We start from the raw sequence: 24,821 nt of genomic DNA, 5'->3' as shown, positions 1-24,821 counted from the left end.
TTGCATGTGGATCCCCGCTGTCGCACTTCCGCTGGCCGTGGTGCTGGCCGTCCTGCTCTATTTCCGCACCGCCGATCGCATCGGTGGCGACCCCGCGGGCGAACGCCTCGAACGGATCAGGTCCCTGCCGAACTATCGTGAGGGCAAGCTCCACAACCTGGAACCCACCGACATGAACATGCCCTTCACCGTGATGCTGAAGGTGATGTGGACCATGCTGAAGGGCGCTGACGGCCGCGAACCCATGGCAGCACTGCCCACCGTGGCCTTCGATCGTGGAGCTTGGGATAAGGTGCCGGCCGATGAGGTCGCGGTCTGCTGGCTCGGGCATTCGTGCGTGCTCATCAAGCTGAACGGGATCACCTTCCTCACGGATCCCGTCTTCGGCGAGCGGGCCAGCACCTTCACGTTCGCCGGCCCGAAGCGCTTCCCGTACACGGAGCGGGTCACCGTCGACCAGCTGCCGCCGATCGATGTGCTGCTGCTCTCGCACGATCACTACGATCATCTCTGCCACGAGACCATCACCCAGCTTGTCGCCAAGGACAAGGTGGGCCGGACCATCACCGCACTGGGTGTGGGCGCCCATCTGGAGCGGTGGGGTGTGAAGGCGGCCTCGATCACGGAGCTGGCCTGGTGGGAGGAGGTCGTCGTCGGGCCTGTGAAGCTCACGTTCGCCCCCACACGCCACTTCACCGGCCGCGGGCTCACCAACCGGTTCAGCACCCTTTGGGGTTCGTTCGTGCTGGAGGGGTCCAAGCGTATCTACTTCGGTGCCGATTCAGGGTACTCCAAGACCTTCAAGGAGCTTGGTGACCGCTTCGGCCGCTTCGACCTCGCCATGCTGGAATGCGGGGCGTACAGTGAATACTGGCCGCAGATCCACATGTTCCCCGAGCAGACCGCACAGGCTGCCAGGGACATGAACGCGGATGTGCTCATGCCGATCCACTGGGCGCAGTTCGCGCTCGGTCTGCACCCGTGGAAGGAGTCCATCCAACGCATCACGGGAACTGCGGGGGAAATGCGTCTGCCTCTGTTCACCCCCCGGATCGGGCGGATCGTCAGCACGCTGGGGCCTGTCTCGAGCGAGCGGTGGTGGGAGGAGGTGCGGTGAACCGGATTCACCATGCGGTTTAACCAATTGGTTAATATTGCGGCCGCATGTCCGGTACCGCCAGGGAACAAGGTGCCCAGGAGCGCATCCTGGAAGCGGCCCGCCGCGTGTTCACGCGCAAGGGCATGGCCGGCGCGCGCATGCAGGAGGTGGCCGACGAGGCCGGCATCAACAAGGCGCTGCTGCACTACTATTACCGCGACAAGCAACGCCTGTTCGAAGGGGTGTTCAAGGGCAGCGCCGAGCGGCAGTTCACCTGCATCTGGCAGGTGCTGGAAAGGAGCAACGACCTGTTCGAGGGCATCGAGCAGTTCGTGTCCACCTACCTGGACCGCATGCTCGAGGAGCCCCTGTTGCCGCAGTTCCTCATCACCGAGCTCAACCGCGATCCGCAGCACCTGCTCGAGTTCATCGACCGGGGCAAGGCCGGGCGCGCGCACTACCTCAAGCTCTTCGAGCAGGCCCGGGAGCGAGGCGCCATCATCGACATCGATCCCCGCGAACTGCTGGTGAACATCATGGCGTTATGCGCCCACCCCTTCATCGCGCGGCCCATGCTCACGCACCTTCATGGCATGAACGACGAGGCCTTCCGGCGCATGATCCTCAGGCGCCGCAGGACCGTCCCCGAATTCATCATCCGATCCATCCGCGCATGAACGACCTTCTCAAGCGTAGGCTCACCATCGTGCTCGGCCTCCTCCTCATCGTGGGGGGCGTGGGCACGTGCAACAAGTTGAAGGAGAGCCGCACGTCGCCGCCACGCACCGAGCCGCCCGCACAGACCCGCGCCGTGCGCACCCTTACTGCGGAGAACGGTCCGGTGCGGCTCAGCATTCCCATCACCGGTCGCCTGCGGGCCATGGACCGCATGCTCATCACCGCCGAGGTCGGCGGCACGCTCCAGCGCACCGGCAAGGCCTTCCGTGAAGGCATGACCTTCACCCGGGGCGAGGTGCTCTTCCGCATCGATGATGGGGAGGTGCGAGCCCAGATCAACGCGCAGCAGAGCGCCTTCCTGCGCACGCTGGTGCAGCTGGTGCCCGACCTCCGCATCGACCTGCCCGGGCAGGCCGTCAAGTGGGAGGACTATCTGAAGAGCGTTCCGGTGGATGGCGTGCTGCCCGAGCTCCCCAAGTTGGAGAGTGAGCAGGAGCGCAACTACCTGGCAGGTCGTGGCGTGCTCGATCAGTATTACAGCATCCGGGCGTTGTACGAGCGCCTCGGCAAGTATGCCATCCCCGCCGCCTTCGATGGGGTTGTGGCTGCGGCCGGTGTGGAACCCGGCACCATTGTTACTCCCGGCACCCGGCTGGGCGAGTTCATCGCCCCCACCTCGCTCGAACTGGAGACCGCCATCGGTGCAGGTGAACTGTCCCTGGTGAAGGTGGGCGATACCCTCCGGCTCACCAGCACCGAAGGCCCGGGCAGCTGGACCGGACGCATCCTGCGCCTCGGCGAGAGCATTGATGTCTCCACCCAGACCGTGAAGCTCTTCGTGCAGGTGGAGGGCAGGGGGCTGCGCGATGGCCAGTACCTCAGCGGACGCATCGAGGCGGGCTCCTTGAACGAGGCGGTGAGCGTGCCGCGCAGCGCACTCCTTGAGGATGGCGCGCTGTACACCGTGAAGGACAGTGTCCTCGCGAAGCAGCCGGTCTCCATTCTGCATCAAGGCGTGGAGCAGGCCGTGGTACAGGGCCTGAGCGATGGACAGGTGGTGGTGACCGACCGCCTCAGCGGGGCCTTTGAGGGCATGCGGGTAGCACCGGTGAAACCATGAAGGGACTCACTGCCTACTTCATCAGGTACAGCGTGGCGGTGGACACCGTCATGGTGCTCATCTTCATCTTCGGCTTCTTCGGCCTGAAGAGCACGCGCAGTTCGCTCTTCCCCGAGGTGGAGAGCCGCACCATCCAGGTGCAGATCCTCTATCCCGGTGCCGCTCCGGAAGAGGTGGAGGAGGGCGTGGTGCTGCGCATCGAGGACGACCTCAAGGGTGTCACCGGTGTCGAACGCATCAGCAGCATCAGCCAGGAGAACGGGGGTGTGATCACCGTGGAAGTGATCAAGGGCTACGATGTCGACGTGGTGCTGCAGGATGTGAAGAACGCGGTGGAGCGCATCCCCACGCTGCCCGACGGCATGGAGCCGATACGGACCTTCAAGCTGGAGAACATCCGCCCTGCGGTCACCTTCGCGCTCAGCGGCGATGGTGTGGACCTAAAGGCGCTGAAGCTGATCGCCCGCCGCGTGGAGCAGGACCTCCGGTCCATCGGGGGCATCAGCAAGGTGGAGGTCACCGGCTACCCGGATGAGGAGGTGGAGGTGGCCTTCCGTGAGGCCGATCTGCGGGCCAACGAGCTCAGCTTCGCCCAGGCGGCGGCCGCCGTGCGGGGCGCCAACCTCGACCTCACCGGTGGCAAGATCAAGACCAGCGACGAGGAGCTGTTGATCCGGGTGCGTGACAAGCGCCAGGATGCCGAGGGCCTGCGCAACGTGGTGCTCCGCGCCGGCAGTGATGGCCGCGTACTGCGCCTGAGGGACGTGGCCGATGTGCGCGACACCTGGGCGGAGGACCCGGCGCGCAACTTCGTGAACGGCAGCCCGGCCGTGGTGGTGAACGTGAGCAGCACGGTGAGCGAGGACATCCTGTTCATCGCGGAGAGCACCATGAAGTACATGGAGAGCTTCAATGAGCGTGGAGGGCCGGTCCGGGCCACGCTGATCAATGATGCGACCACCGTGCTGCGCCAGCGCATCGCCATGCTGCTGGAGAACGGCATCCAGGGCTTCTTCCTGGTGGTCATCGTGCTCGCGCTCTTCCTCAACTGGCGACTGGCCTTCTGGGTGGCCCTGAGCATCCCGGTGGCGTTCGCCGGCATGTTCATCCTCGCGCCCGGCTTCATCACCATCAATGTCATGAGCCTCTTCGGGATGATCCTCGTCGTGGGCATCCTGGTGGACGATGGCATCGTGATCACCGAGAGCATCTATCAGGAGTACGAGCGCGGGCTCCCGCCGATCAAGGCCGCGTTCGAGGGCATCAACAAGGTGTTGCCGGCGGTGATCAGCTCCGTCTTGACCACGATCGCGGCCTTCAGCACCTTCTTCTTCATCGAGGGACGGCTGGGCGATTTCGCCCCGGCACTTGCCTTCGTGGTCATCGCCACGCTCCTGTTCTCCCTCATTGAAGCGGCCTTCATCCTGCCCGCGCATGTCGCCCACTCGAAAGGCCTGAGCCGCGGGACCAGGAACAGGCTGGAGGCTTACATGGACGGCTTGATGACCAGGCTCCGCGATGTACGCTACGGTCGCTTCTACGACCGGTTCATGCGCCACCGTGTATTGACCCTTGGGATCGCCTTCTTCCTGCTGGCCATCACCATCGGTTCCGTGGGTGCCGGCATCATCCGGACCACCTTCTTTCCGGTGATCGAACGCGACGATGTGGCGGTCGATCTGGAGATGGTGACCGGTACGCGGGAGAACATCGTCTTCACCGAGCTTCAACGGATCGAGCAGCTGGCCTGGGCCATCAATGACGAACTCCGCGGGGCGCGGGAGGACAGCCTGGACGTGATCCTCAAGGTGCAGACCATCCTGGGGCCCCGGGCGGAGCAGGGCAAGCTCAATATCATCCTGCTTGATGGCGAGAAACGGGGCTTCCGCGCCGAGGAGATCACCAACCAGTTGCGTGAACGGGCCGGCCTCATGCCCGGTGTGCAGAACCTCACCTTCGGCCTGGCCACCCCGTTCGGCAAGCCCGTATCGGTCTCGCTGCGCAGCAACGACCTCGCCGAGCTCAACGCCGCGAAGGCCGAGCTGCGGGGCGAACTGCAGAAGCTACCCATGCTGCGCGATGTGGTGGACAGCGACCGCCCCGGCAACCGCGAGGTTGTCCTGAAGCTGAAGGACAAGGCCCATCTGCTCGGTCTGACGCTGCAGGATGTGGCGGCACAGGTCCGTCAGGGCTTTTTCGGATTGGAGACCCAGCGTGTGCAGCGCGGCGAGGACGAGGTGAAGATCTGGGTGCGCTATGCCGAGGAGGGCCGCGCGTCGCTCCGCGACCTGGAGGACATGCGCATCCGCACGGCCGACGGCCGGCAGTTGCCCCTGAGCGAGCTGGTCAGTTACCACATCGAACGGGGCATCCGAGCGATCAACCACCTGGACGGCAAGCGCGAAGTGCGCGTGGAGGCTGATCTGGCGAGCAGCGGTGCAAGTGCGACCGATGCACAGAGCGTGGTGGCGACCGAGATCATGGTCCCCTTGCTGGCGAAGTACCCGGGCCTCAGCTACAGCTTCGAGGGCCAGGGCGAGCAGAGCCGGAAGGTGGGCGCCAGTGCGCTGCGGGTGCTGCCGATCACGCTGATCATCATGTTCGCCCTGATCGTGCTCACGCTCCGCAGCTTCTGGCAGATGGTGACGGTGGTGCTCTGCCTGCCGCTCGGTTTCATCGGCATCGCCTGGGGCCATTGGATCCATGGCGTGCAGATCAGCCTCTTCAGCTTCTTCGGCATGATCGCGCTCATCGGGGTGATGGTGAACGACTCCCTGGTGTTGATCAGCACCTTCAATGCCAACCTGAAGACGGGCTTGGAGTTCAAGGAGGCACTGCGTCGAGCGGCCCTCTCTCGCCTTCGCCCCATCCTGCTCACCTCCCTCACCACCGTGGTGGGCCTGTTGCCGATCACGCTCAACAAGAGCTTCCAGGCGCAGTTCCTCATCCCCATGGCCATCACCGTCGCCTATGGGTTGGCCATCGCCACCTTCGTCACGCTCATCATCCTGCCCATCCTGCTGGCCGCGCTGAATGAAGGCCGCCGCTTGCTGGGCTGGGCCTGGAACGCCGAAATGCCCGACGCGGGATCCGTCGAACCCGCTGTGAAAGAACTGCCCTATGAGGACCTGGAGGAACATCGCGACTAGTCTGGCCCTTGGTGCCTGCGGGGTGGCAGCGGCCCAGGATACGCTGAGCCTGGATCAGGCCATCAGGCTGGCCCTGGCGAATGAGCATGGCATACGCATCGCACGGAATGAGGCCGCTGTCGCCCATGCTCAGGCCACGGCAGGCAACGCGGGCCTGTTTCCACGCCTCGATGCCACCGGGCGCGGCACCTACAGCAATCAGGACACCAGGCTGGATTTTGCCGAGGGCATTGCGGATGTGGAGCGGAACGGCGTCGTGAACACGGCCTTCAGCGGTCAGGTGGGGCTTGCCTACACGCTCTTCAACGGCATGGGCAACTTCGCCACGCTCGAGCGCAACCGCCTGGCCGCTGACATCGCCGACCTGCGCACGCGCGCGCAAGTGGAGGGCACGCTCGGCCAGGTGATCGCCCTGTACTACGCGCTGGCGGCACTGGACCAGGATGTGGCCATCACCCAACGGATCCTCGACATCTCCAACGACCGCTATGCCCGCCAGGAGGGCAGGGCGCTGCTCGGTGGTGCAGGCCGGCTCGACGTGCTCAACGCCGCGGTGGACCTCCAGGCCGACAGCACCAGCCACCTGCTCGCGCTCCAGCGCCGCGAGCGCACCGCGCGGGACCTCAACGTGCTGCTCGGACGCGCACCGGCGGAACCGGTCGTGGTGCAGCGTCGGGTCGACCATGCCCAAGGTCTGTCGGAGGACAAGCTGGTCCAGGACGCGCTTGCAGGTAACGTGCAATTGGCGAGCGCCACGGCACAGGTGCGCGCGGCCGAGGTGGATGAACGGATCGCCTCGTCCTTCCGTTGGCCGAGACTCGACCTCAATGCGAACTACGGGATCAGTGACCAGAAGAACGGCGTGGGACTGGTTTTGGGCACCTATACCCAGGGGTTGAACGGAGGTCTCACCCTCAGCATCCCATTGTTCGATGGTGGACGGATCAATACACAGGTGGAACAGGTGAGGTTGCGGGCCGAGAGCGCGCAGCTGGCCGAGGAACAGGCACGGATCCAGGTGGAACGCGATGTGCGCAACGCATACACCACCTGGCGTGCTCAGCGTGAAGTGCTCCGGATCCAGAAGGACGCAGTGCGCACGGCCACGCTCAACTTCGAGCGCACCCGGGAGCTCTTCCAGAGCGGCCAGGTCACCGGCCTCCAGTTCCGTCAGGCCCAGCTCGACATGGCCAATGCCGAGCGCCAGGCCGTGGTGGCCGGCTTCGACACGAAGGTCGCCGAGCTGACCCTGCTGCTCGCAAGCAGTGGTCTGTTGCCTGCGCTCGGCGTGCGACCGTAAGCCGACTTTCGTTCAGCCTCGTTACTGCTTCACCACGCGGAAGGTGTTCGTCGAGTCAGCCGACTCGATGCGCAGCAGGTATGGCCCACAAGGCAGGGTGCTCACATCCAGCACTAACACTACGCCGCTGCTCCGATGTGTATGGAGCGTGCGACCGGTGGAGTCAACGAGGCGGATGATCGAATTGTCACTGAGCCCCGAGACACGGAGCAGGCCTTCGGTCGGGTTGGGCATCAGGAGCACGCTGGAGACATTGGCGTTGTGGGCAAGGCCCAGGGTGGTCACAAGGAATGTCGTGGAGGTCGCCGTACCCGTGCATCCCGTGGAACCGGTGTAGGTGACGCTGTAGTTGCCGTTCGCGCTGATGGAGATGCTCCCTCCCGAGGCACCGGGGATCGGCGACCCATCAAGGAACCACTCGATGTCACCCCCAAAGGCCGGCGTGGCGATCAGGGAATCGCCGGATTGCGTGATGGTGGGTGTGGGCACACTGTCCGGAACGGCGGTGAAGGCACCCAGGAAGAAGCCGCGGTCCGCAACAACTGGCGTGCAGTTCAGTTCCCAGTTCGACAGGGTGTTCAGGAAGCCGGTGATGAGGTACTCCCCACCACCGGTGGAGCACAGTGCCTGCCCCCAGCTCTGTACCGGACCGGGCGGGATGCCGGGTGTACCGCTCGCATAGCCCGTGACGAAGGTGCCGTCGGGGGCCAGCTCGGTGATGAAGCCCCTGCCGGTGTTCCCAGGTGCAAGGGTGATGCTTCCGAAGGTGATGTTCGTGGTGAACTGCCCGCAAGCCAGCAGGCCGCTGTCGTCGTCCTTCCACGTGAGGGCGAAGGCATACGCGCTGTTCAAGGTGTTGGGCAGGGCACGCATCCAAAGCGGGGTGCCGTTCGCGTCCATCTTCACGATGGCGTCCAGGCCGTTGCCCAAGGTGCTGGTGATCTGGTCCGGTCCGAAGACGATCGGGGTGTTCGCGTTCAAAGTGACGGATGCGTAGACATGGTCCAGGCCGTCACGGATCAGGGGGATGTCATATTGGAAACGGTCTCGGAAGCTGCCGTGCGAGGTGAACCAATGGAGCGTGTCGAGCTCAGGGCCCAGTCGCAGAAAGAAGTAGCGGTTCAAGGCCGCTGCATTGGGGTCGCCCGGCAGGCTCGAGTTCGAGCCGAAGGCCAGTTCCCCCCGGTGCTCGCCGGCCACCACCACATCGCCATTGCTCAGGCGTACCGCGCTTTTGAACCACAGGTTCTGGAAAGCGGTCTGCGGCACGTAGCTGCTTGCGGAGAACGTGCCGATCGGAGCGCCCGACGTGTCGATGCACGCCATGGACAGGTTGCTGCTCTGGAAGTACAGCCTGCCGGCCGCCTGATGCAGAAGCGTCGTGCGGCCAAATCCGCCGGTCAGCGGCATTCCGGTGTCGTGGTGCCAGATCAGGTCCCCGTTGGGTGCGAACTTCAGCAGGTGGTTCCGGTTCGCGGTCACGCTCAGGACCGTGTCCGCCAGGATGATGTCGCTCACGAGCGTACGGCCCAGCAGGTAGATGCTGCCCGCCTCATCGCACTCGATCGAGAAGGGCTGGAAGAACGGGCCCACGGGGCGGATCCATTGAAGGATGCCATCGGCGTCGAACTTATGGATGAAGGTGTTCAGGCTTCCGCCTCCGCCCAAGGGCTGCACCGTATCCCCTGGCATTGCTGGGCGGTGTTCGCATCGTTGAAGAGGTACAGGTTGCCCAAGGGGTCCCTGGCGATGTCCATGGCCCCCAGGTAGGAGTTGCTGATGCCAACGGCACCGCCCGTGGTGGACCATTGGAAGCCTTGTGCCTGGATCGTACCGGTATGGAACAGGAGTGCGAGGGCGGCGATCGCTGCCGTGTGAACGTGGCGCATGGGTTTCTTCTTGCTGGGGACGAAGCAAGACCACCGGTGCGATGGGCACAATAGAACCTTTGTTAGGGGGCGGGTTCCTCGGAAAGCCACATGGCCGAGCTGACCCGGTCGCGGGCGAGCGGTGGGTTGATGCCGGCGTTGGGGGTGCAGCTAGGTGCGGCCCTTCAGGCTGGAACTACCGGTACTTGAACCATGCCCCCATGAACGGGTTGTACGGCGCGTAGATGGGCTTGCCGGCATCCTCCGTGTATCCCGTCACATGGATCAGCTCGCGGTCCACCAAGGCTTGGAGCGCATGCACCAGGGCTGCCGAGGAAGGCAGATCGTGCTTCTTGATGAACGCCCCTGCGGTGGGCGTATCCACTTCACCTTCGCGCGAGATCGCGGCGAACAGGTCCCACTGGTTCTTCGTGAGCGCGCTGCGCAGGGTGGCCATGATGGCATCCTGCTCGCGCACGATGGAAAGGAGGACCTGCACGACGGTGTCGCGCTCCAATGGACGGGCATCGCCGAAGAGCCGGTTGAACAGCACCTGGACGTAATAGGTGTGGCCCCGGCAGAGGTCGTAACAGAACAGGGCGTCCTCCAGCTTCAAGGTCCGCTTGTGGCGCTTCATCACCGCCACGGCGAAGGCGGCATAGGTGGCGCGGTCGATCCGTTGTAGTTCCACCTGGTCCGCACTGCCGAAGAACGGGTTCTTCACATCGTTGAAGAGGTCGAGCAGCAGGTGCCGCTGGCTGCCGGAGAAGATGCAGCGGACCTTCGGGCTGCGCTGGAGTTCGGTGCGCAGCACGGCGTCCATGCGGACATCCTTGAACGTGGCCACCTGTTGGAACTCGTCGATCGCCAGGAAGATGGTGCGGCCTTGGGCGTTCAGGATCCGGAAGATCTCGCGTGTGGTGGCCTCATCCTGCCGGGCGCTTCCCCGCTCCAGGGCGATGCTGGGCTTGCCGGAGAGCTCGTCGATGCTCACCACGGGACGCAGCGCGGAGAACCAGGCCATCACGTTCTTCAGGAAGAGCTTCGGCGAAGGGTTCAGCGCCTCATGCACCGCATTGAGCAGGATGGTGTTGAACTCATGGGCGTCGCGGGCCGCATACACGTCCGTGAACACCGTCCGCACACCCCGCGTCCGGGCCAGCCCGTTGAACACATGGTGGATCAGCCCGGTCTTGCCATAGCGGCGCGGGCTGTAGAGCATCACGTGCCGCCCGTTCCGCAACGCCGAGGTGATGGTGGCCGTCTCCGCCTCCCGGTCACAGAACAGCTGCGGGGAGACGTACGCGTTCACCGCGAAGGGGTTGTCGATGACCATGCCGCGAAGTTAAGTCCATCGACTAAGCATGTTCAACTAAATAAAGTTTAGTAACCTGATCTGTGGGTCGGTCCGCCTGGGTGCAAGACGGCCGGGAGCCGCCTGGGGCACCGGCCCAGCGCCGCTCGGGCCGGGGTCAGAAGCAGTACTTCCCCTCCGCGATCATCCTCTTCGCCACCGCCTTGCGCAGCTCGGCCGTGTTCAACGGCGTGTTCTTGCTCCAACGCTTGGCGCCCATCAGCATCGCCTGGCGCTCATCGCCCTCGGCGAAGTTGCACACCGCCTCCTTCGCCCACTTGTGGATGCGGTCGGCGGCGTCGTGGATGTACAGCTGGCACATGGCGATCTGCTCCTGCACGTTCGCGGCACCCTTCATTTCCGCGAGCTTCTGCGTGCGAAGCAGCGTGCTCTCCGCCAGGTAGGTGTCGATCACCATGTCGGCGATGTGCATCAGGGTCTCTTGGTGCTTCGCGAGCTCCAGACCCAGCTTCTGTGCAGCGCCACCGGCCACCATCAGCACGGCCTTCTTGAAGTTCGCCACCATGCGCTTTTCGTCGCCGAGCAGTGAATCGTCCGGCTCCGGCATGTCCGGAATGCCCATCAGCTCCGCGGCCACGGCCTGCGCCGGACCCATCAGGTCGAGCTGGCCTTTCATCGCGCGCTTCAGCAGCATGTCCACCGTGAGCATGCGGTTGATCTCGTTGGTGCCTTCGAAGATCCGGTTGATGCGGCTGTCGCGGTAGGCGCGCTCCACGGGGCTCTCGGCGCTGTAGCCCATGCCGCCGTAGATCTGCACGCCCTCGTCGCACACGTAGTCCAGGCATTCGCTGCCGGCCACCTTCAGGATCGCGGCCTCGGCAGCGTACTGTTCCACGCCCTTCAGCAGCGCCTTGGCATGATCCGCCCCGCCGGCCTCCAGGGCCTCGATCGCGTTCTCCATGTCCTGGCTGCAGCGGTAGGTGGCGCTCTCCACCACGTAGCAGTAGGTGGCCTGGTCGGCCAGCTTCTGGCGGATGGCGCCGAACGCGCTGATCGGCTTGCCGAACTGGATGCGCTCGTTGGCGTATTTCACGCTGGTGTCCACCACGGCCTTCGCACCGCCCAGCGCCGCACCGGCCAGCTTGATGCGGCCGATGTTCAGGATGTTCACCGCGATCTTGAAGCCGTTCTGCCGCTCGCTCAACATGTTCTCCACCGGCACCTTGCAGTCGTTGAAGAACACCTGCCGTGTGCTGCTGCCCTTGATCCCCATCTTCTTCTCCTCGGGGTTCAGCGTGATGCCGCCGAAGCTCTTCTCCACCAGGAAGGCCGTGAGGTTCTCGTCCTCCACGCCCGTCGCGGGGTCCACCACCTTGGCGAACACGGTGAACAGGTCCGCGAAGCCGCCGTTGGTGATCCACATCTTCTGCCCGTTCAGGATCCAGTGCTTGCCGTCGGGGCTCAGCACGGCCTTGGTCTTGCCGCTGTTGGCGTCGCTGCCGCTGCCGGGCTCGGTCAGGCAGTAGCAGGCCTTCCACTCGCCGGTGGCCAGCTTGGGCACGTACTTCGCCTTCTGCTCGGCGTTGCCGTAGTAGAGCAGGGGCAGGGTGCCGATGCCCGTGTGCGCCGCCATCGCCACGCTGTAGCTGTGCCCCGCGCCGGTCTTCTCCGTCACCAGCATGCCGGTCACGAAGTCCTTGCCGAAGCCGCCGTACTCCTCGGGGATCGAGATGCCCAGCAGCCCCAGCTCACCGGCCTTCTCCAGGATCTTCGGCATCAGCCCTTCCTCCATGCTGTCGATGCGGTCCAGGTGCGGCCACACCTCGGCGGCCAGGAAGTCCGTGGCCGTCTGCGCGATCATGCCCTGTTCCTCGTTGAACTCCTCGGGGATGAAGATGTCCTGCGGGTCGCTGGTGCGGATCAGGAATTCGCCGCCCTGGAGGGCTTTCTTCACATCGGTGCTCATGGCTCGTGCGGATGCTGGGTTCAACAGTGGGTCGTACGTCCCGTTCGGGATAAAGTTATGCACGCATAACAAATTTCCAACCGGGGAGGTTTGGATGCGGTGGCGAATGGCGAATGGTCATTGGCGACCGGGAGATGGTGCCAGGCGACCATGACGCCTTGATACTTGAGCCTTGTCACTTGGGACTTGTTCCGGGCGTGCCCCTCGGCCAAATGCGCCTCGGGTCGGGTCATCCGCTGTGGCTGCCTTGTCCCGCCCAGCATCCACGGCGCTCCGGGGTCTGCTCCTGCGTCGCAGCCTCCTCACTGCTCGTGGCTGCAAGGGCGTTCCATCGGCAGGCCGCCGCTGCTGCCCCTCACGCGGACCTCCCGTTTACGGATACGTTCCGCCTATTAGCGGATATTCACGGATACAACCACCCTCTTTTCGGATACGGAACGGATATTACCGTATAATTGCGGATATGTCCGCGGTCCACACCTTCCGCCTCGACCTCACCTGGGACCTGCTCCAGGCCATCAGCCGGGTGGACCGCTTCGCCGGGGAGTGGGCCGGCATCGAACGCCGCGAAGGCCGCTCGCTCAAGCACCTCAAGTCCATCGCCACCATTCAGAGCGTGGGCGCTTCCACCCGTATCGAGGGAAGCCGCCTCGACGATGCTGCTGTGGACGCCCTGCTGGCCCAGCTCGACATCACCAAACTGGAGGACCGCGACCAGCAGGAGGTGGCCGGCTACTTCGAGGCGCTCGATACGCTGAGTGAGGCTTATGCCGACATCCGCATTGGCGAGAGCGAACTGAAACACCTGCACAAGCTCACGCTCCAGTACAGCACCAAGGACGCTTGGCACCGCGGTGGCTACAAGCAGCGCTCCAACGCCGTGGAGGCCACCCTGCCGGACGGTAGTCGCACGGTGGTCTTCACCACCACTCCGCCCGGCGTGGAGACCGAGGACGCCATGCGTGCGCTGGTCGCGTGGTACGGTAAAGGCGATGCCGTGCATCCGCTGGTGCGTGTCGCGGCCTTCTGTTACGAGTTCGTCACCATCCATCCGTTCCAGGACGGCAACGGCCGCCTCAGCCGCCTGCTGGCCACCTTGCTCCTGCTGCAACAGGGCTATCCCTGGGTGCAGTACGTCAGCTTCGAGCACGAGATCGAGCGGCGCAAGCAGGAATACTACCGGGTGCTGCGCACCTGCCAGGCCAACCGCCCCGGCGAGGACATCGGCCCCTGGCTGCACTTCTTCCTGGACTGCCTGGTGGTGATGATGGAGAAGCTCCGCGCCAAGCTGGAGGCGAAGGGCGCCATCACCGACCTGAACGAACGCCAACGCAATATCCTGCGCTACGTGCAGGCGCATGCCGGGGCGCAGGCGGGCGGCATTGCGAAGGCCTTGGGCATACCACTACCCACGGTGAAGAAGGACCTGGAAACGATGGTGGCCGCAGAGGTGCTGGTCCGCGAAGGGGGTGGGGCGGGGGACGCACTATACCGCGCATTGAGTCATGCGCGAGGTGAACGGCATGTACAAGTGCGTTCCTTACCGCCGGAGTGAATTCCCACAAGCGGATCGGACGGTGTTGGCCGATTTCATGGAGTGCGGTGTTCGTGGGTTGTTCATGAGCCCTCGTCCTAGTTCCACGGCCCCTGCTTCCCCACCGGCGTGAACCGCGCCGTCTTCCGGTCGAAACGGAAGAGCCCACCGAGCCCCACGAACCAGAAACGACCTTCCCGGTCTTCCTTGATGGCCAGGATACCGCCCGACGTCAACCCGTCCTTGGGGCCGTAGTTCGTGAAGCTCGTGCCATCGTAGCGGAAAACGCCCTGGTGCTCCGCCGCGAACCAGATATGGCCCGACCGGTCTTCGTAGAACGCACCTGCTTCAACTCCTTGGATCACGCCGTCCTTCGTGAAGTTGGTGAACGCCTTGGTCCCTTTCTCCGCTAAGGCGGAAGGATCGAAGAGGCTCACGCCACTGTAGTTGGTGCCGATCCACAACCGGCCCTTGCTGTCCTCCATCAATCCGGTGACGCTGTTGTCCGGCAGGCCATCTTGCACGGTATAGTGCTTGAACGTTCTGGGAGCTCCGGTCTCCTTCGGGTCGAACAGGAAGAGCCCATCACCATCGCGCCCGAACCAGATCTTTCCATGGCTGCCCTCCAGGATGCACGTGATGCGGGTGGGTGCTAGTTGGACCAACGAGTCCACCGCTGTGGTCGCGGGCAGCTCGATGGTGGTGAAGGAGTGGCCGTCGTAGGTGCAAAGGCCGTTCATCGTGCCGATCCACAGCACGCCATCGCGGCCCATGGCCATGCTCCAGATCGCGTTGTCCGGTAGGCCATCCTTCGTGGTCAGTTGACTGAAGCCATGGCGAGCGGAGTAGCGCATTGAAGGGTCGTACTTGAACAGCCCTTCGCCATCCGTGGCGACCCAAAGGACGCCGTCCGGGCCCTCCACGATCCCGTTGATGCGGCCACTGGTGATGCCGGCACTGTCCGCGAGGTATTCCAGTGTATCGTTCGCGTAGCGGATCAGTCCGTAATGGTTGGTGCCGAACCAAAGCGTTCCGCTTTGGTCCTGGTGCATGTTGCGCACCCAATGGCAGAGCTGCCCTTCGTGGTTGAGGGGCAAGGGCCAGTTCATTGGAATTTGGACCGTATCGTTCGTGATCACCACGGGTGCTTTGCTCGTGGGCTGGCCGCTGCAGGCGTGGAGAAGCAGCGAGCTCAAGGCAAGGCTAATGATGGTGCGCATGACTTCAGTTGGATAATCCCAGGATCCAGTCCACCAATTCGTTCTCCTCCACGATCGACCACGCATGAGGATGCCGGTTGCCATGCTGCATCCCGCGCCCTTCCGTGGCGATGTATTCCGCCCGCGCATTCCCCACCGCCACCAGCGTGTCATGGATCCGCTTCATGGCGAAGGCGTTCAACTCCTCATAGCTGTCATCCCGGTTGGTGCGCCACCACGCGGTGTCCGGTTCGGTGTAGAAGCGGATCGGCAGCTCCTTCAGCGGAGCGACGCTCGAGGACGAGTTCAACAGGGGAGCGGCGCGTTCGTAGTTGGCTATACTGTCCGCGGGCGAGCCGAGAGTGCTGTCCAGAAAGGCCAGCACGTAGCGCGCCTCGTCCTTGTACTCCGGGAAGCTGCTCTTTGCCAGGTCGAGCTGCGAGCATTCGTACAGGTGCACCAGGTCCAGCGGACTGTCCACGGCGAAGACGCCCTCGAGGCCGATGCCCGGCCGTGGCGCGCGCACCAGCTCCTTCGCCAGCAGCACGCTCACGTTGCCGCCCGAGGAGAAGCCGCCGATGAAGGTGTTCGTCGCATCGACCCCATGCGCCTTCACCGCCGCTGCGATCGTATCGAGCACGTCCCGCTTCTCCGCATCGCTCATCAGGATGTGCTGGTTGAAGTTCATCATCAGCACCGCGATGCCGTTGGCCACCGCCGTGTCCGCGATGGGCGACTCCGACCGCGTGTCCGCCGCATCGCACGGGAAGCAGGGGAAGAGGTTCAGCAGGGCTTTCTCGCTTAGGAGGGACAGGTCCTGCTCGGCGGGGATGAGGAGGTCGTAATCGGCAGCGTGGATCTCGTTGGGCTCAGCGGCTTTTATTGGCGCAGGGGGGGGGGATGGCAAGCGCCCAAGAACAAGCTGCCCGCGAACAAGGCGACTAGGCAGGAATTGGCGGATGGCGTGGGGGCAACGCAGTTCAACTAGCCAAGAAGCTTAGCCTTCTGTTGCTCAAACTCCGCTTGGGTAAGGATACCTTTTGATCTGAGGTCGTCGAGCTTCAGTAGCTCATCAGAAAGCGACGCCTGTTGGGAAACACTCATGTGTCCGGCTTTGCGGTCTTCTTGATCAATGATGACCTCAATGGTCTCTTTCCATGTGTTTAAGTCGTCGATTGCCTTTCGCAGATTGGTGCCGTACACCGAATCGCTGTGCTTCACACTCTTCTTGGTGCGAGCCGTTTCTTCCCATGCGTCGAAGAAGCGGATGCGGAAGCTCGGATTGTTTGTGTCTCGCAAGAGCAATTTGAAGTCCACGGTCTTTACTTCTTTGTTCTCCTGACCCTTAGCTGTTACTCCGCCGATGATTGCGCCAGCGCCCCCAGCAATGATCCCGCCAACCACTGCCCGGCCAAGGGCTCCAGATTTGCGATAGGTTGTTTCACCATCCTCGATTACCTCGCATCCAATGATATCCGAGTAGCTGTACTTCTTAACGCTTCCATGGCCTTCCTTGAACGCAATCTGCTTACTGTCATTGTCTATGGCGATCAATCCCCAAGGACCGATGAGCTTCTTCGTACTCGAGAAGCCTTCAAGCCTCGCCAGTTCCCCGGTCAGTTGGTCGGTCAGTTCCTTGCGCTCTTTCTGCTTGTCGATGTTGTACCAAACGCCTCCAACCATGGCCAACAGAAGTATAAGACCAAAGGCACCGAAGCCACCTACAGCTTCTGTAAACACCAAGAGGAGAATTATCACGCCCGCGATGAGCATGAAGAGAATGCTGCCTTTCATGGTAACATGGGGTTGATTCAGTGTGAAAAGTACAAGCTACTCGTGTTGTTTCGCGTGACGGATCGGAGCGGCACCCCGCAGCGAGGAACGAGCGAGGAGTACAGCGAAGAGCCGGACCCCGCCTGCATTTGAGGCGGGGGCACGCCCAATGCAGGAAACAGATTGGCCATTGGACCCGAAGTCTTATTCACCAAGGATGAGGTCAATCTTGAGGTTGCGTATCTCTTGGCGGTTGGTCATCTGAAAATCCCCCAACTCAGTCCATGCAGTATTCCACTGCATGAACGCATCGTCAGCCAATGCACCCATTGCCTCCTGCTGCTGTGCGTTAAGCCATAGTTGGTTGACCAGCGCTTTTCGTTGCTCGAGTTCTTCAAGTAGGTTCATCTTCTCTTCTTCAATTCAACAGCTCAAACACACTCGCCGCACCCTGCCCCGTCCCCACGCACATCGTCACCACCCCGTACTTCTGCTTCCGCCGCCGCATCTCGTTGAACAGCTGCACGCTCAGCTTCGCGCCCGTACACCCCAGCGGATGCCCCAACGCGATCGCCCCGCCGTTCACGTTCACCAGCTCCGGGTCGATGTCCAGCTCGCGCACCACCGCCAGCGATTGCGAGGCGAAGGCCTCGTTCAGCTCGAACAGGCCGATGTCGCTCAGCTTCAGCCCGGCCTTCTCCAGCGCCTTCGGCACCGCCGCCACCGGACCGATGCCCATGATGCGCGGCTCCACGCCCGCCACGTGGTAGGAGAGGAGGCGGGCGATCGGTTTCACATTGAGCTCCTTCAGCATGCGCTCGCTCACCACCAGCACGAAGGCCGCGCCGTCGCTGGTCTGGCTGGCGTTGCCCGCCGTCACGCTGCCCTTCGCGTCGAACACCGGCTTCAGCTTCGCCAGCGCCTCCAAGGTGCTCGCGCGCGGACCTTCATCGGTGTCCACCACGTAGTGCTCCACCTGGCGCTTCTCCTTCCCATCCAGGTACACGCGCTCCACGGTGTAGGGCACGATCTCGTCGGTGAACTTGCCGGCGCTGATGGCGGCCAGCGCCTTCTCGTGGCTGCGCAGGCTGAAGGCGTCCTGGTCCTCGCGGCTCACCTTGAAGTCGCGCGCCACGGCCTCGGCGGTGAGGCCCATGCCCCAGTAGTACGTGGGCTGCGCCTTGCCCACCTTGGCGTTCGGTACGATGCGCCAGCCGCCGAAGGGGATCGGGCTCATGCACTCCACGCCGCCCGCCACGATCACGTCGGCCTGCCCGCTGTGGATCTTGGCCGCCGCGATGGCGATGGTCTCGCTGCCGCTGCTGCAGTAGCGGTTCACCGTCATGCCCGGCACCTTGTCGGTGTTCAGGCCCATCAGGCTGATCATGCGGCCGATGTTCAGGCCCTGCTCGGCCTCGGGCGTGGCGTTGCCCACGATCACGTCGTCGATGCGCGTGCGGTCCAGCCCGGGCACCGAGCTCACCAGGTGGTTCACAACGTGCGCGGCCAATTCGTCCGGACGGGTGAAACGGAATTTGCCGCGGGGCGCTTTGCCCACGGCGGAGCGGAAACCGGCGATGATGTATGCGTTCATTGTGGGAATGTCTTATGACTGTTGCAAGACTGTCCTATGCGGCTGTCGCGGCTGTCCTAGCTCCGGATCAAGTTTGTCGAAGCCGCGAGCCTGGGGGATGAGGCATGTGGCATATGACAGTCTTGCATCAGACATAGGACAGTTGAGCTAGCTGCGCGTCGGGCGTTTCTTGTTCTTGGTCTCCAGCTGTTCCTGCAGCTTGAAGATCCGGTTCATGATGTGGTCCAGTTCACCAGTGATCTTGTCCGATTGCTCACGGGTGATGTACTCAAGTTCCCTGGCGATCATCGTTTGGGTGTAGAGTTCTGCGGCTGATCCACAGGCTATGCCGAGGAAGTGGTAGAACTCGCCGTCATGATTGCGGGCAGCACCTTCTGCGATGTTGCTCGGAACCGATACACCTGCACGCTGCATCTGACTGGCTAGGCCATAGACCTCCTTCTTTGGGAACTTCTCTGTTAGCCGATAGACTTCAACGGAGAGCGAAAGCGCCTGCTGCCACACGACCAAGTTCTTGAAGCGGTTCATGGTCTTCGAGTTATGGGTGATGATGGACGTTTGTTCAGTATTCAGCGATCCTGCAGCCGTCATTGGACAATGGGTCTAGCGTTCTCGGTATTCGCATAGGACAATCTTGCATCGGACATCGGACAGCCCTCAATTCCGCAGCACTTTCCCGCTGGTAATGATGCTCTGCAACCGCTCCAACGTCTTCCGCTGCATACACAGCTCCACGAAGGCCTTCCGCTCGAGGTCCAGCAGGTATTGCTCCGAGACCTCCGTCGCCTCGCTGAGGTCTCCGCCGCACAGCACGTAGCCCAGCTTCTCGCTGATCAGCGCATCGTGCTGGCTGATGTAGTTGCCGCTGAGCATGCTGTTGGCGCCCACGTACACAATGCCGAGGCCTTCCTGCCCCAGCACCTTGATGTCCTTGCGGGGCGCGGGCTTGGTGTAGCCCTTGTTCCAGAGTTCCAGCGCGCAGGCCTTGGCGTAGGCCAGCTGGTGGGCGCGGCTCACGATCACCTCGTCCTGGCCCTTGCGCAGGTAGCCGAGCGCGAAGGCCTCGTGCCCGCTGGTGGCCACCTTGGCCTGGCCGATGGTGAGGAAGCGCTCGCGCATGGCATTGATGCGGATGTCGCCTTCCTTCAGCTCGTCGGCGAGGCGCAGGGCGAACTCCTTGGTGCCGCCTCCGCCGGGGATCACGCCCACGCCGAACTCCACCAGGCCCATGTAGGTCTCGGCGTGCGCCACCACCTTGTCCGCGTGCAGGCAGAGCTCCGTGCCGCCCCCCAGAGTCAGTTGGTGCGGGGCCGCCACCACGGGGATGCTGCTGTAGCGCATGCGCATCATGGTGTTCTGGAAGGTGCGCACGGCCATCTCCAGGTCGTCGTACTCCTGCTCCACGGCCATCATGAAGATCATGCCCACGTTGGCGCCCGCGCTGAAGTTGGCGCCGTCGTTGTAGACCACCAGGCCCCTGTAGCCCTGCTCGGCGAGGTCGATGGCCTTGTTGAGGCCCTGGATCACCTCCGCGCCGATGGTGTTCATCTTGCTCGTCCAGCTCACGCTCAGGATGCCATCACCCAGGTGACGCACGGTGGCGGCGCTGTTCTTCCACACCACACTGCTTTCGGGCAGGTCGCTCAGCACGAGGATGCCATCCGCACGCGGGATGACCTTGTAGCCCTTGCTGGCGGCATCGTAGTACATCCGCTTGCCGCCTTCGGTCTTGTAGAAGCTGGTGTGACCCGCCGCCAACATCTCATCCACCCAAGGCGCGATCGCTGGAGCGCCGGTCTTTCCCATTTCAGCTTTCACCTTTCCTATTTCAATGGCATCCCACGCCTCGAAGGGTCCCAGCTCCCAGCCGAAGCCCGCGCGCATGGCGTCGTCGATCTTGTACAGCGCGTCGGTGATCCCGCTGTCGCGGGACAGGTTCTCCGGGATCCGGTGGCTCACGTAGGCGAAGAGCCCGTGGAAGCTCTTGCGGTAGAACTCGCCGGCCTTGTCCGTGCCGTTGTAGAGCAGGGCGGTGCGCTTGCGCAGGTCGTCCTCCTTCTTCGCGGCATCCAGCGTGGCGAACTTGGGCTTCACCTGCGGACGGTATTCCAGCGTCTTCAGGTCGAGCGCGAGGATCTCGCCCTTGGGTGAACTGCGGTCCTTGAAGAAGAAGCCTTTGCCCGTTTTGCTGCCGAGCATGTTCTGCTCCACCATCTGCTGCAGGTAGCCGGGGATGGCGAAGAGCGCGTTCTGCTCGTCGTTGGGGCAGTTGTCCTTCACGCCCTGGGCCACTTTCACCAGCGTGTCCAGGCCCACCACGTCGGCGGTGCGGAAGGTGGCGCTCTTGGGGCGGCCGAGCACGGGACCGGTGAGACGGTCCACTTCCTCAACGGTGAGGCCCATCTCCTGCACCAGGTGGAAAAGGCCCATGATGCCGAACACGCCGATGCGGTTGGCGATGAAGGCGGGCGTGTCCTGGCAGCGCACGGTGACCTTGCCGAGGATGCGCTGGCCGTAGTCCTCCAGGAAGTCGAGCACCGCGGGGTCGGTGTCCGGACCGGGGATCAGCTCCAGCAGCGGCAGGTAGCGCGGCGGGTTGAAGAAGTGCGTGCCGCAGAAGTGCCGGCGGAAGTCGTCGCTGCGGCCCTGTGCGATGGCGTGGATGGGGATGCCACTGGTGTTGGTGGTGATGAGGGTGCCGGGCGTGCGGTGCTTCTCCACGTTGGCCAGCACCTGCTGCTTGATGTCGAGCCGCTCGATGACCACCTCGATGATCCAGTCGCAGTCCTTGATCTTCGGCAGGTCGTCGTCGAAGTTGCCGGTGCTGATGCGCTTGGCGAAGCGGGCATCGTACAGCGGCGCAGGATTGCTCTTGATCGCGGCGGCGAGGGCATCATCCACCACTTTGTTCTTGGGGCCTTCTTTGGCTGGGATGTCCAGCAGCAGCACTTCAGCACCGATGTTGGCGAAGTGGCATGCGATGCGGCTGCCCATGACGCCGGAGCCTAGCACGGCGATCTTGCGGATGTTTCGTTTGCCGGCCGAAGCCTTGGCGGAGGTTGGTTTGCTCATTGTTGAAAGCAGTTAACCGCGACGACGCGGCGACGCAACGAATGCGCGACGTTCAGGAAGATGCCTTCGTGGCGTTCCCGTCGCGTCGTTGCGTCGTTGCGGTTCATCTTCAGAAGAGTTGTTCCTGTTCAAGTATCCGATCGAGCTCCGACATCACCTGCCGGAAGTTGCTCAGTTGTGCGGGCGTGAAGCGGCGCTGCACCGCCTCGTTGAACTTGATCACGGTGTTGCGGCTCACGTCGCGCATCTGCTTGCCCTTCGCCGTGAGGTGGATGCGCACCACGCGCTTGTCGGCGGTGTCGGCGATGCGCTTGATGAGGCCCTCGTCCTCCATGGTCTGCAGGGTGCGCACAAGGCTCCGTGCCTCCATGCCCATCTTCGGACCGAGCTTGGTGCTGGGTGTCCCCTCGGGCTCGATGTTCAGGAGGATCTGCCCGATGGCCATGCTGCCCCCGTACTTGGCCGCCTCGGTGTTGTACAGGCGCGAGATCCGGCTCCACACGCGTCGGATGGGGAAGTCGATGGTCTCTTCGGGCTTCATGCGGACTGGTACGCAAGGTAATCGGAAAAGGTATGCATGCATACTAACAACATCGGGCCGACCTTGACCGTTCAGGTGGGTGCACCGATCTTCGACCCATGCACCGTTCCACCATCGCCTTGTTGCTGTCCCTGACCCTGCTGGCCGTGTCGTGCCGCAAGGAGGAGCCCGATCCCGATCCGACCCCGTCGGGTCCGCGGCTCATTCTGAAGTTCCGCTTTGACAGCACGCAGGTGCGGCTGGACGAACTGGGCCAGCCGGAGCCGACTTTGCCCACGGGCCATGCCGCGCAGCATCCGCACTTCAACGCCATGAGCGCGCACTACGTGGAGTTCGCGCCCACGGCCTGGAGCCTGCCCGGGCAGGGCAGCGTGGTGTATCACGCCCCCGAGACGAACGCAGGCGGTGCACCGGCGATCGACTTCGCGCAGAGCGTGCTGGCCGGGCAGGGGGAGGCTTTTCTCAATGTGCCGCTCTCCACCCTGGCGCCTGGCAGCTACCCCTGGATCCGCGTGTCGCTCGGCTACCAGAACTACACCATCGACTTCCGCTACACGGACACGGTCTTCGGGCTTGGCGCGCTGGACCTCACGGGCACGGTGGCCTCCTTCATCGGCTTCAACACCTACATCGGCACCTTCGTGGTGGACCAGCAGACGCTGACGGTGAATGACGACCGGCCGCAGGGCTTCTGGGCCTTCGAGGTGAACGACCCGTTGGTGCCCACGCCGGTGATCTCCGGTCAGGCCCCGGGCACCACGGTGGTGAACCCGCTCTTCGCCACCTCACCGATCCCGGCCAATTCGTGTCTGGTCACCGGCGCCTTCGCGCAGCCGTTGGTGATCACGGGGAATGAGACCGAGGATGTAGTGATCACCGTGTCGTTGAGCACCAACAACAGTTTCGAGTGGACCGACAACGGGGATGGCCTTTACGAGCCGCTCGCCGGCGACCAGGTGGTGGACATGGGCATCCGCGGGCTGATCCCTATCGTGGAGTGACCGCGCTGCGGCGCTGGTACACCCGCACGTGCTCCACATCGAAGCTCGTGCCCTCCGGCCAGGGCTGGGGTCGCTTCGGTCCGTTGCAGAAGCCCTTGGGTTCGCTCACGGCCAGGTCGAGGATGATGTGGAGCCCGTCCTCGGCGCGTGGGAAATAGGGGGCGGTGTGCGCTTCCCCGACGGAGCGGCCACAGGCAGGCAGCGGCTTGCCGCGCTTGTCCACATAGCGCCCGCGGTACTGCACCAGCTGCCCGTCGATGAACCAGCTGATGCCGTCGCGCTCCCACTCCACCACGTAGTCGTGGAAGTCCTGGGAGAGGTCGGGCAAGCGCTTCTTCCCGTTGGTCGAGAACTTGGGCTTGCTCCAGCGGTGCAGGGCGCCCTTGAACAGGCCGGGCCGTTCGCCGCAGAACTCGAACACGTCGATCTCCGTCTCGCCGCCGAAGCCCCAGAAGGCCGGCCACAGGCCCGCGCCCTTGGGGATGCGGCAGCGCACCTCGAATCGGCCGTACGTGAAGCGTGCATCGCCCACCGAGTGCACCATGCCGCCTTCGTGTTCCTTGCGCCTGCCGTACCACTCACCTTCGCGCGCGCGAACGCCCAGATGCAGCTGGCCGCCGCTCACGGTCACCAGGTCGTCGCGGAAGATGGTGTTGCTCGTGCCCATGAGGCGGCAGCCGTCGCAGCGGTCGCTGCCGTCATCGCTGTAGGGGAACCACGTGCGCCAGGTGTCCGGGTCCAGCCGGTCTCCATCGAACTCATCGCTGAACACCAACTGCCAGGCGCTGGTGTCGCAGCGTCCGCCATCATCGGCCTGCACAGGCCCCACACGCTTCTCGCGCTTGGTCTGCGCACCGGCCGTGCCGGCCAGCAGCAGCGCGGCCAGCAGGGGCAGGATGCGGCTCATGGCGCGGGTGTCACGGCCCCCGACCCGGTGATGGTGGACGACACCTTCGGTGTGCCCCGGTAGCGCACGTTGCCGCTGCCCAGGATGCGCGCGTTCAGCACGTCCACTGCGGTGAGGGACACGTCGCCGCTTCCCTCGATCTCCACGTCCGCGCGCCCGGCGCTCAGGTCCAGGCCCTCCACGTTGCCGCTGCCGGCGATGCCCAGGTCGGCCTCGCCGGCCGTACCGGTGAGGGTGACATCGCCGCTGCCCTGGATCGACACCTTCAGCGTGCGTGCGCTCACCGGCGCGGTGATGTCGCCACTGCCAGCCACGGTGACCTCCAATCGTTCACCGGCGAAGGCACCAGTGCAATGCACATCCCCGGAGCCTTCCACGCCCACGCGCTCCAGCGAGGGCAGGGTGATGCGCACGACCAGGTCCACATCACTCTTGAAACACGCCGTGGTGCGCACATGCCACACGCCGGCCTTCACCTGGGTGCTCAGCAGGTCGAGCGCGGCGGCAGGGCCTTCCGCCTTCACCTGCTGCACAGGCCCCTGCACGATCTCCACGTCGATGGCGCCCTCTGTGATCACCCCGGTGAAGGGCTCCACCGCCAGGTCGCGCGTCACCACCGGCCCTGGGGCATCCACGCAGTTCATGTTCCAGCAACCCTGCACCAAGGGCAGGGCCAGCAGCAGGGGGAGGAGGGATGTCCGCATG

The 24,821-nt window shown here is 63.8% G+C and carries 21 protein-coding genes; 7 read left to right on the top strand and 14 right to left on the bottom strand.

Annotated features, from left to right (window positions below; genetic code table 11):
- Positions 1-4: 4 nt before the first annotated feature.
- Genes IPM49_07030 through IPM49_07010 form a run of 5 tightly spaced genes read left to right on the top strand, consistent with a single transcriptional unit; the run spans position 5 to position 7,346 of the window.
- Positions 5-1,117, top strand: a complete 1,113-nt coding sequence (locus tag IPM49_07030; GenBank protein ID MBK9274276.1) for an MBL fold metallo-hydrolase — start codon at positions 5-7, stop codon at positions 1,115-1,117.
- A 47-nt stretch (positions 1,118-1,164) separates the two neighbouring features.
- Positions 1,165-1,776, top strand: a complete 612-nt coding sequence (locus tag IPM49_07025; GenBank protein MBK9274275.1) for a TetR/AcrR family transcriptional regulator — start codon at positions 1,165-1,167, stop codon at positions 1,774-1,776.
- Entirely contained in the window at positions 1,773-2,897 is a 1,125-nt protein-coding gene (locus IPM49_07020; protein ID MBK9274274.1) for an HlyD family efflux transporter periplasmic adaptor subunit, read from the top strand. The genes IPM49_07025 and IPM49_07020 overlap by 4 nt, the downstream gene beginning before the upstream one ends.
- Entirely contained in the window at positions 2,894-6,046 is a 3,153-nt protein-coding gene (locus IPM49_07015) for an efflux RND transporter permease subunit (GenBank protein MBK9274273.1), read from the top strand. Before IPM49_07020 ends, IPM49_07015 begins: the two co-directional genes overlap by 4 nt.
- Positions 6,018-7,346, top strand: coding sequence for a TolC family protein (locus tag IPM49_07010; protein MBK9274272.1), 1,329 nt, complete (start codon positions 6,018-6,020; stop codon positions 7,344-7,346). Before IPM49_07015 ends, IPM49_07010 begins: the two co-directional genes overlap by 29 nt.
- 21 nt (positions 7,347-7,367) lie before the next feature.
- On the opposite strand, the gene IPM49_07005 is transcribed toward IPM49_07010, so the two are convergent.
- The 4 genes from IPM49_07005 to IPM49_06990 all read right to left on the bottom strand — a co-directional run bounded on the left by IPM49_07005 (position 7,368) and on the right by IPM49_06990 (position 12,495).
- On the bottom strand, positions 7,368-9,038 hold the full coding sequence (locus tag IPM49_07005; GenBank protein ID MBK9274271.1) for a T9SS type A sorting domain-containing protein: 1,671 nt from the start codon (positions 9,036-9,038) through the stop codon (positions 7,368-7,370).
- Entirely contained in the window at positions 8,993-9,235 is a 243-nt protein-coding gene (locus IPM49_07000) for a hypothetical protein (GenBank protein ID MBK9274270.1), read from the bottom strand. The genes IPM49_07005 and IPM49_07000 overlap by 46 nt, the downstream gene beginning before the upstream one ends.
- A 175-nt stretch (positions 9,236-9,410) precedes the next feature.
- Complete coding sequence (locus tag IPM49_06995) at positions 9,411-10,550, bottom strand: ATP-binding protein (GenBank protein ID MBK9274269.1); 1,140 nt, start codon at positions 10,548-10,550, stop codon at positions 9,411-9,413.
- Positions 10,551-10,686: 136 nt separating this feature from the next.
- Positions 10,687-12,495, bottom strand: coding sequence for an acyl-CoA dehydrogenase family protein (locus IPM49_06990; protein ID MBK9274268.1), 1,809 nt, complete (start codon positions 12,493-12,495; stop codon positions 10,687-10,689).
- 463 nt (positions 12,496-12,958) lie between these two features.
- Between IPM49_06990 and IPM49_06985 the strand changes: the two genes are divergently transcribed.
- Positions 12,959-14,050 (top strand): Fic family protein, encoded by a 1,092-nt coding sequence (locus IPM49_06985; GenBank protein MBK9274267.1) that lies wholly within the window; start codon positions 12,959-12,961, stop codon positions 14,048-14,050.
- 77 nt (positions 14,051-14,127) lie between these two features.
- On the opposite strand, the gene IPM49_06980 is transcribed toward IPM49_06985, so the two are convergent.
- The 8 genes from IPM49_06980 to IPM49_06945 all read right to left on the bottom strand — a co-directional run bounded on the left by IPM49_06980 (position 14,128) and on the right by IPM49_06945 (position 22,208).
- Positions 14,128-15,249, bottom strand: coding sequence for a hypothetical protein (locus IPM49_06980; GenBank protein ID MBK9274266.1), 1,122 nt, complete (start codon positions 15,247-15,249; stop codon positions 14,128-14,130).
- A 4-nt stretch (positions 15,250-15,253) separates the two neighbouring features.
- Positions 15,254-16,135, bottom strand: coding sequence for a hypothetical protein (locus IPM49_06975; GenBank protein ID MBK9274265.1), 882 nt, complete (start codon positions 16,133-16,135; stop codon positions 15,254-15,256).
- Positions 16,136-16,212: 77 nt separating this feature from the next.
- Entirely contained in the window at positions 16,213-17,022 is an 810-nt protein-coding gene (locus tag IPM49_06970) for an SHOCT domain-containing protein (GenBank protein ID MBK9274264.1), read from the bottom strand.
- A gap of 183 nt (positions 17,023-17,205) precedes the next feature.
- On the bottom strand, positions 17,206-17,409 hold the full coding sequence (locus IPM49_06965; protein MBK9274263.1) for a hypothetical protein: 204 nt from the start codon (positions 17,407-17,409) through the stop codon (positions 17,206-17,208).
- Between the two features lie 10 nt (positions 17,410-17,419).
- A complete protein-coding gene (locus tag IPM49_06960; GenBank protein MBK9274262.1) occupies positions 17,420-18,595 on the bottom strand; it encodes an acetyl-CoA C-acyltransferase in 1,176 nt (391 codons plus the stop codon).
- A gap of 147 nt (positions 18,596-18,742) precedes the next feature.
- The gene (locus tag IPM49_06955) at positions 18,743-19,123 is read right to left on the bottom strand and encodes a four helix bundle protein (GenBank protein MBK9274261.1); all 381 of its coding nucleotides are present in this window, start codon (positions 19,121-19,123) and stop codon (positions 18,743-18,745) included.
- Positions 19,124-19,252: 129 nt separating this feature from the next.
- Positions 19,253-21,667: an enoyl-CoA hydratase/isomerase family protein gene (locus IPM49_06950; protein ID MBK9274260.1), complete on the bottom strand. Its 2,415-nt coding sequence runs from the start codon at positions 21,665-21,667 to the stop codon at positions 19,253-19,255.
- A 109-nt stretch (positions 21,668-21,776) separates the two neighbouring features.
- Positions 21,777-22,208 carry a MarR family transcriptional regulator gene (locus tag IPM49_06945; GenBank protein MBK9274259.1) on the bottom strand — a complete coding sequence of 144 codons (432 nt, stop codon included), beginning with the start codon at positions 22,206-22,208 and terminating at the stop codon, positions 21,777-21,779.
- Positions 22,209-22,306: 98 nt separating this feature from the next.
- Between IPM49_06945 and IPM49_06940 the strand changes: the two genes are divergently transcribed.
- A complete protein-coding gene (locus tag IPM49_06940) occupies positions 22,307-23,209 on the top strand; it encodes a hypothetical protein (GenBank protein ID MBK9274258.1) in 903 nt (300 codons plus the stop codon).
- Here IPM49_06940 and IPM49_06935 read toward each other — a convergent pair.
- Complete coding sequence (locus tag IPM49_06935) at positions 23,196-24,116, bottom strand: glycoside hydrolase family 16 protein (GenBank protein MBK9274257.1); 921 nt, start codon at positions 24,114-24,116, stop codon at positions 23,196-23,198. The genes IPM49_06940 and IPM49_06935 overlap by 14 nt on opposite strands.
- Positions 24,113-24,820 (bottom strand): DUF2807 domain-containing protein, encoded by a 708-nt coding sequence (locus tag IPM49_06930; protein MBK9274256.1) that lies wholly within the window; start codon positions 24,818-24,820, stop codon positions 24,113-24,115. Before IPM49_06930 ends, IPM49_06935 begins: the two co-directional genes overlap by 4 nt.
- Position 24,821: the final 1 nt, after the last annotated feature.

This window comes from Flavobacteriales bacterium, assembly GCA_016715895.1.
Lineage (GTDB): Bacteria > Bacteroidota > Bacteroidia > Flavobacteriales_F > PHOS-HE28 > PHOS-HE28.
Note: the sequence above shows the minus strand (reverse complement) of the source record. Positions and strands in the feature narration are given on the sequence as shown.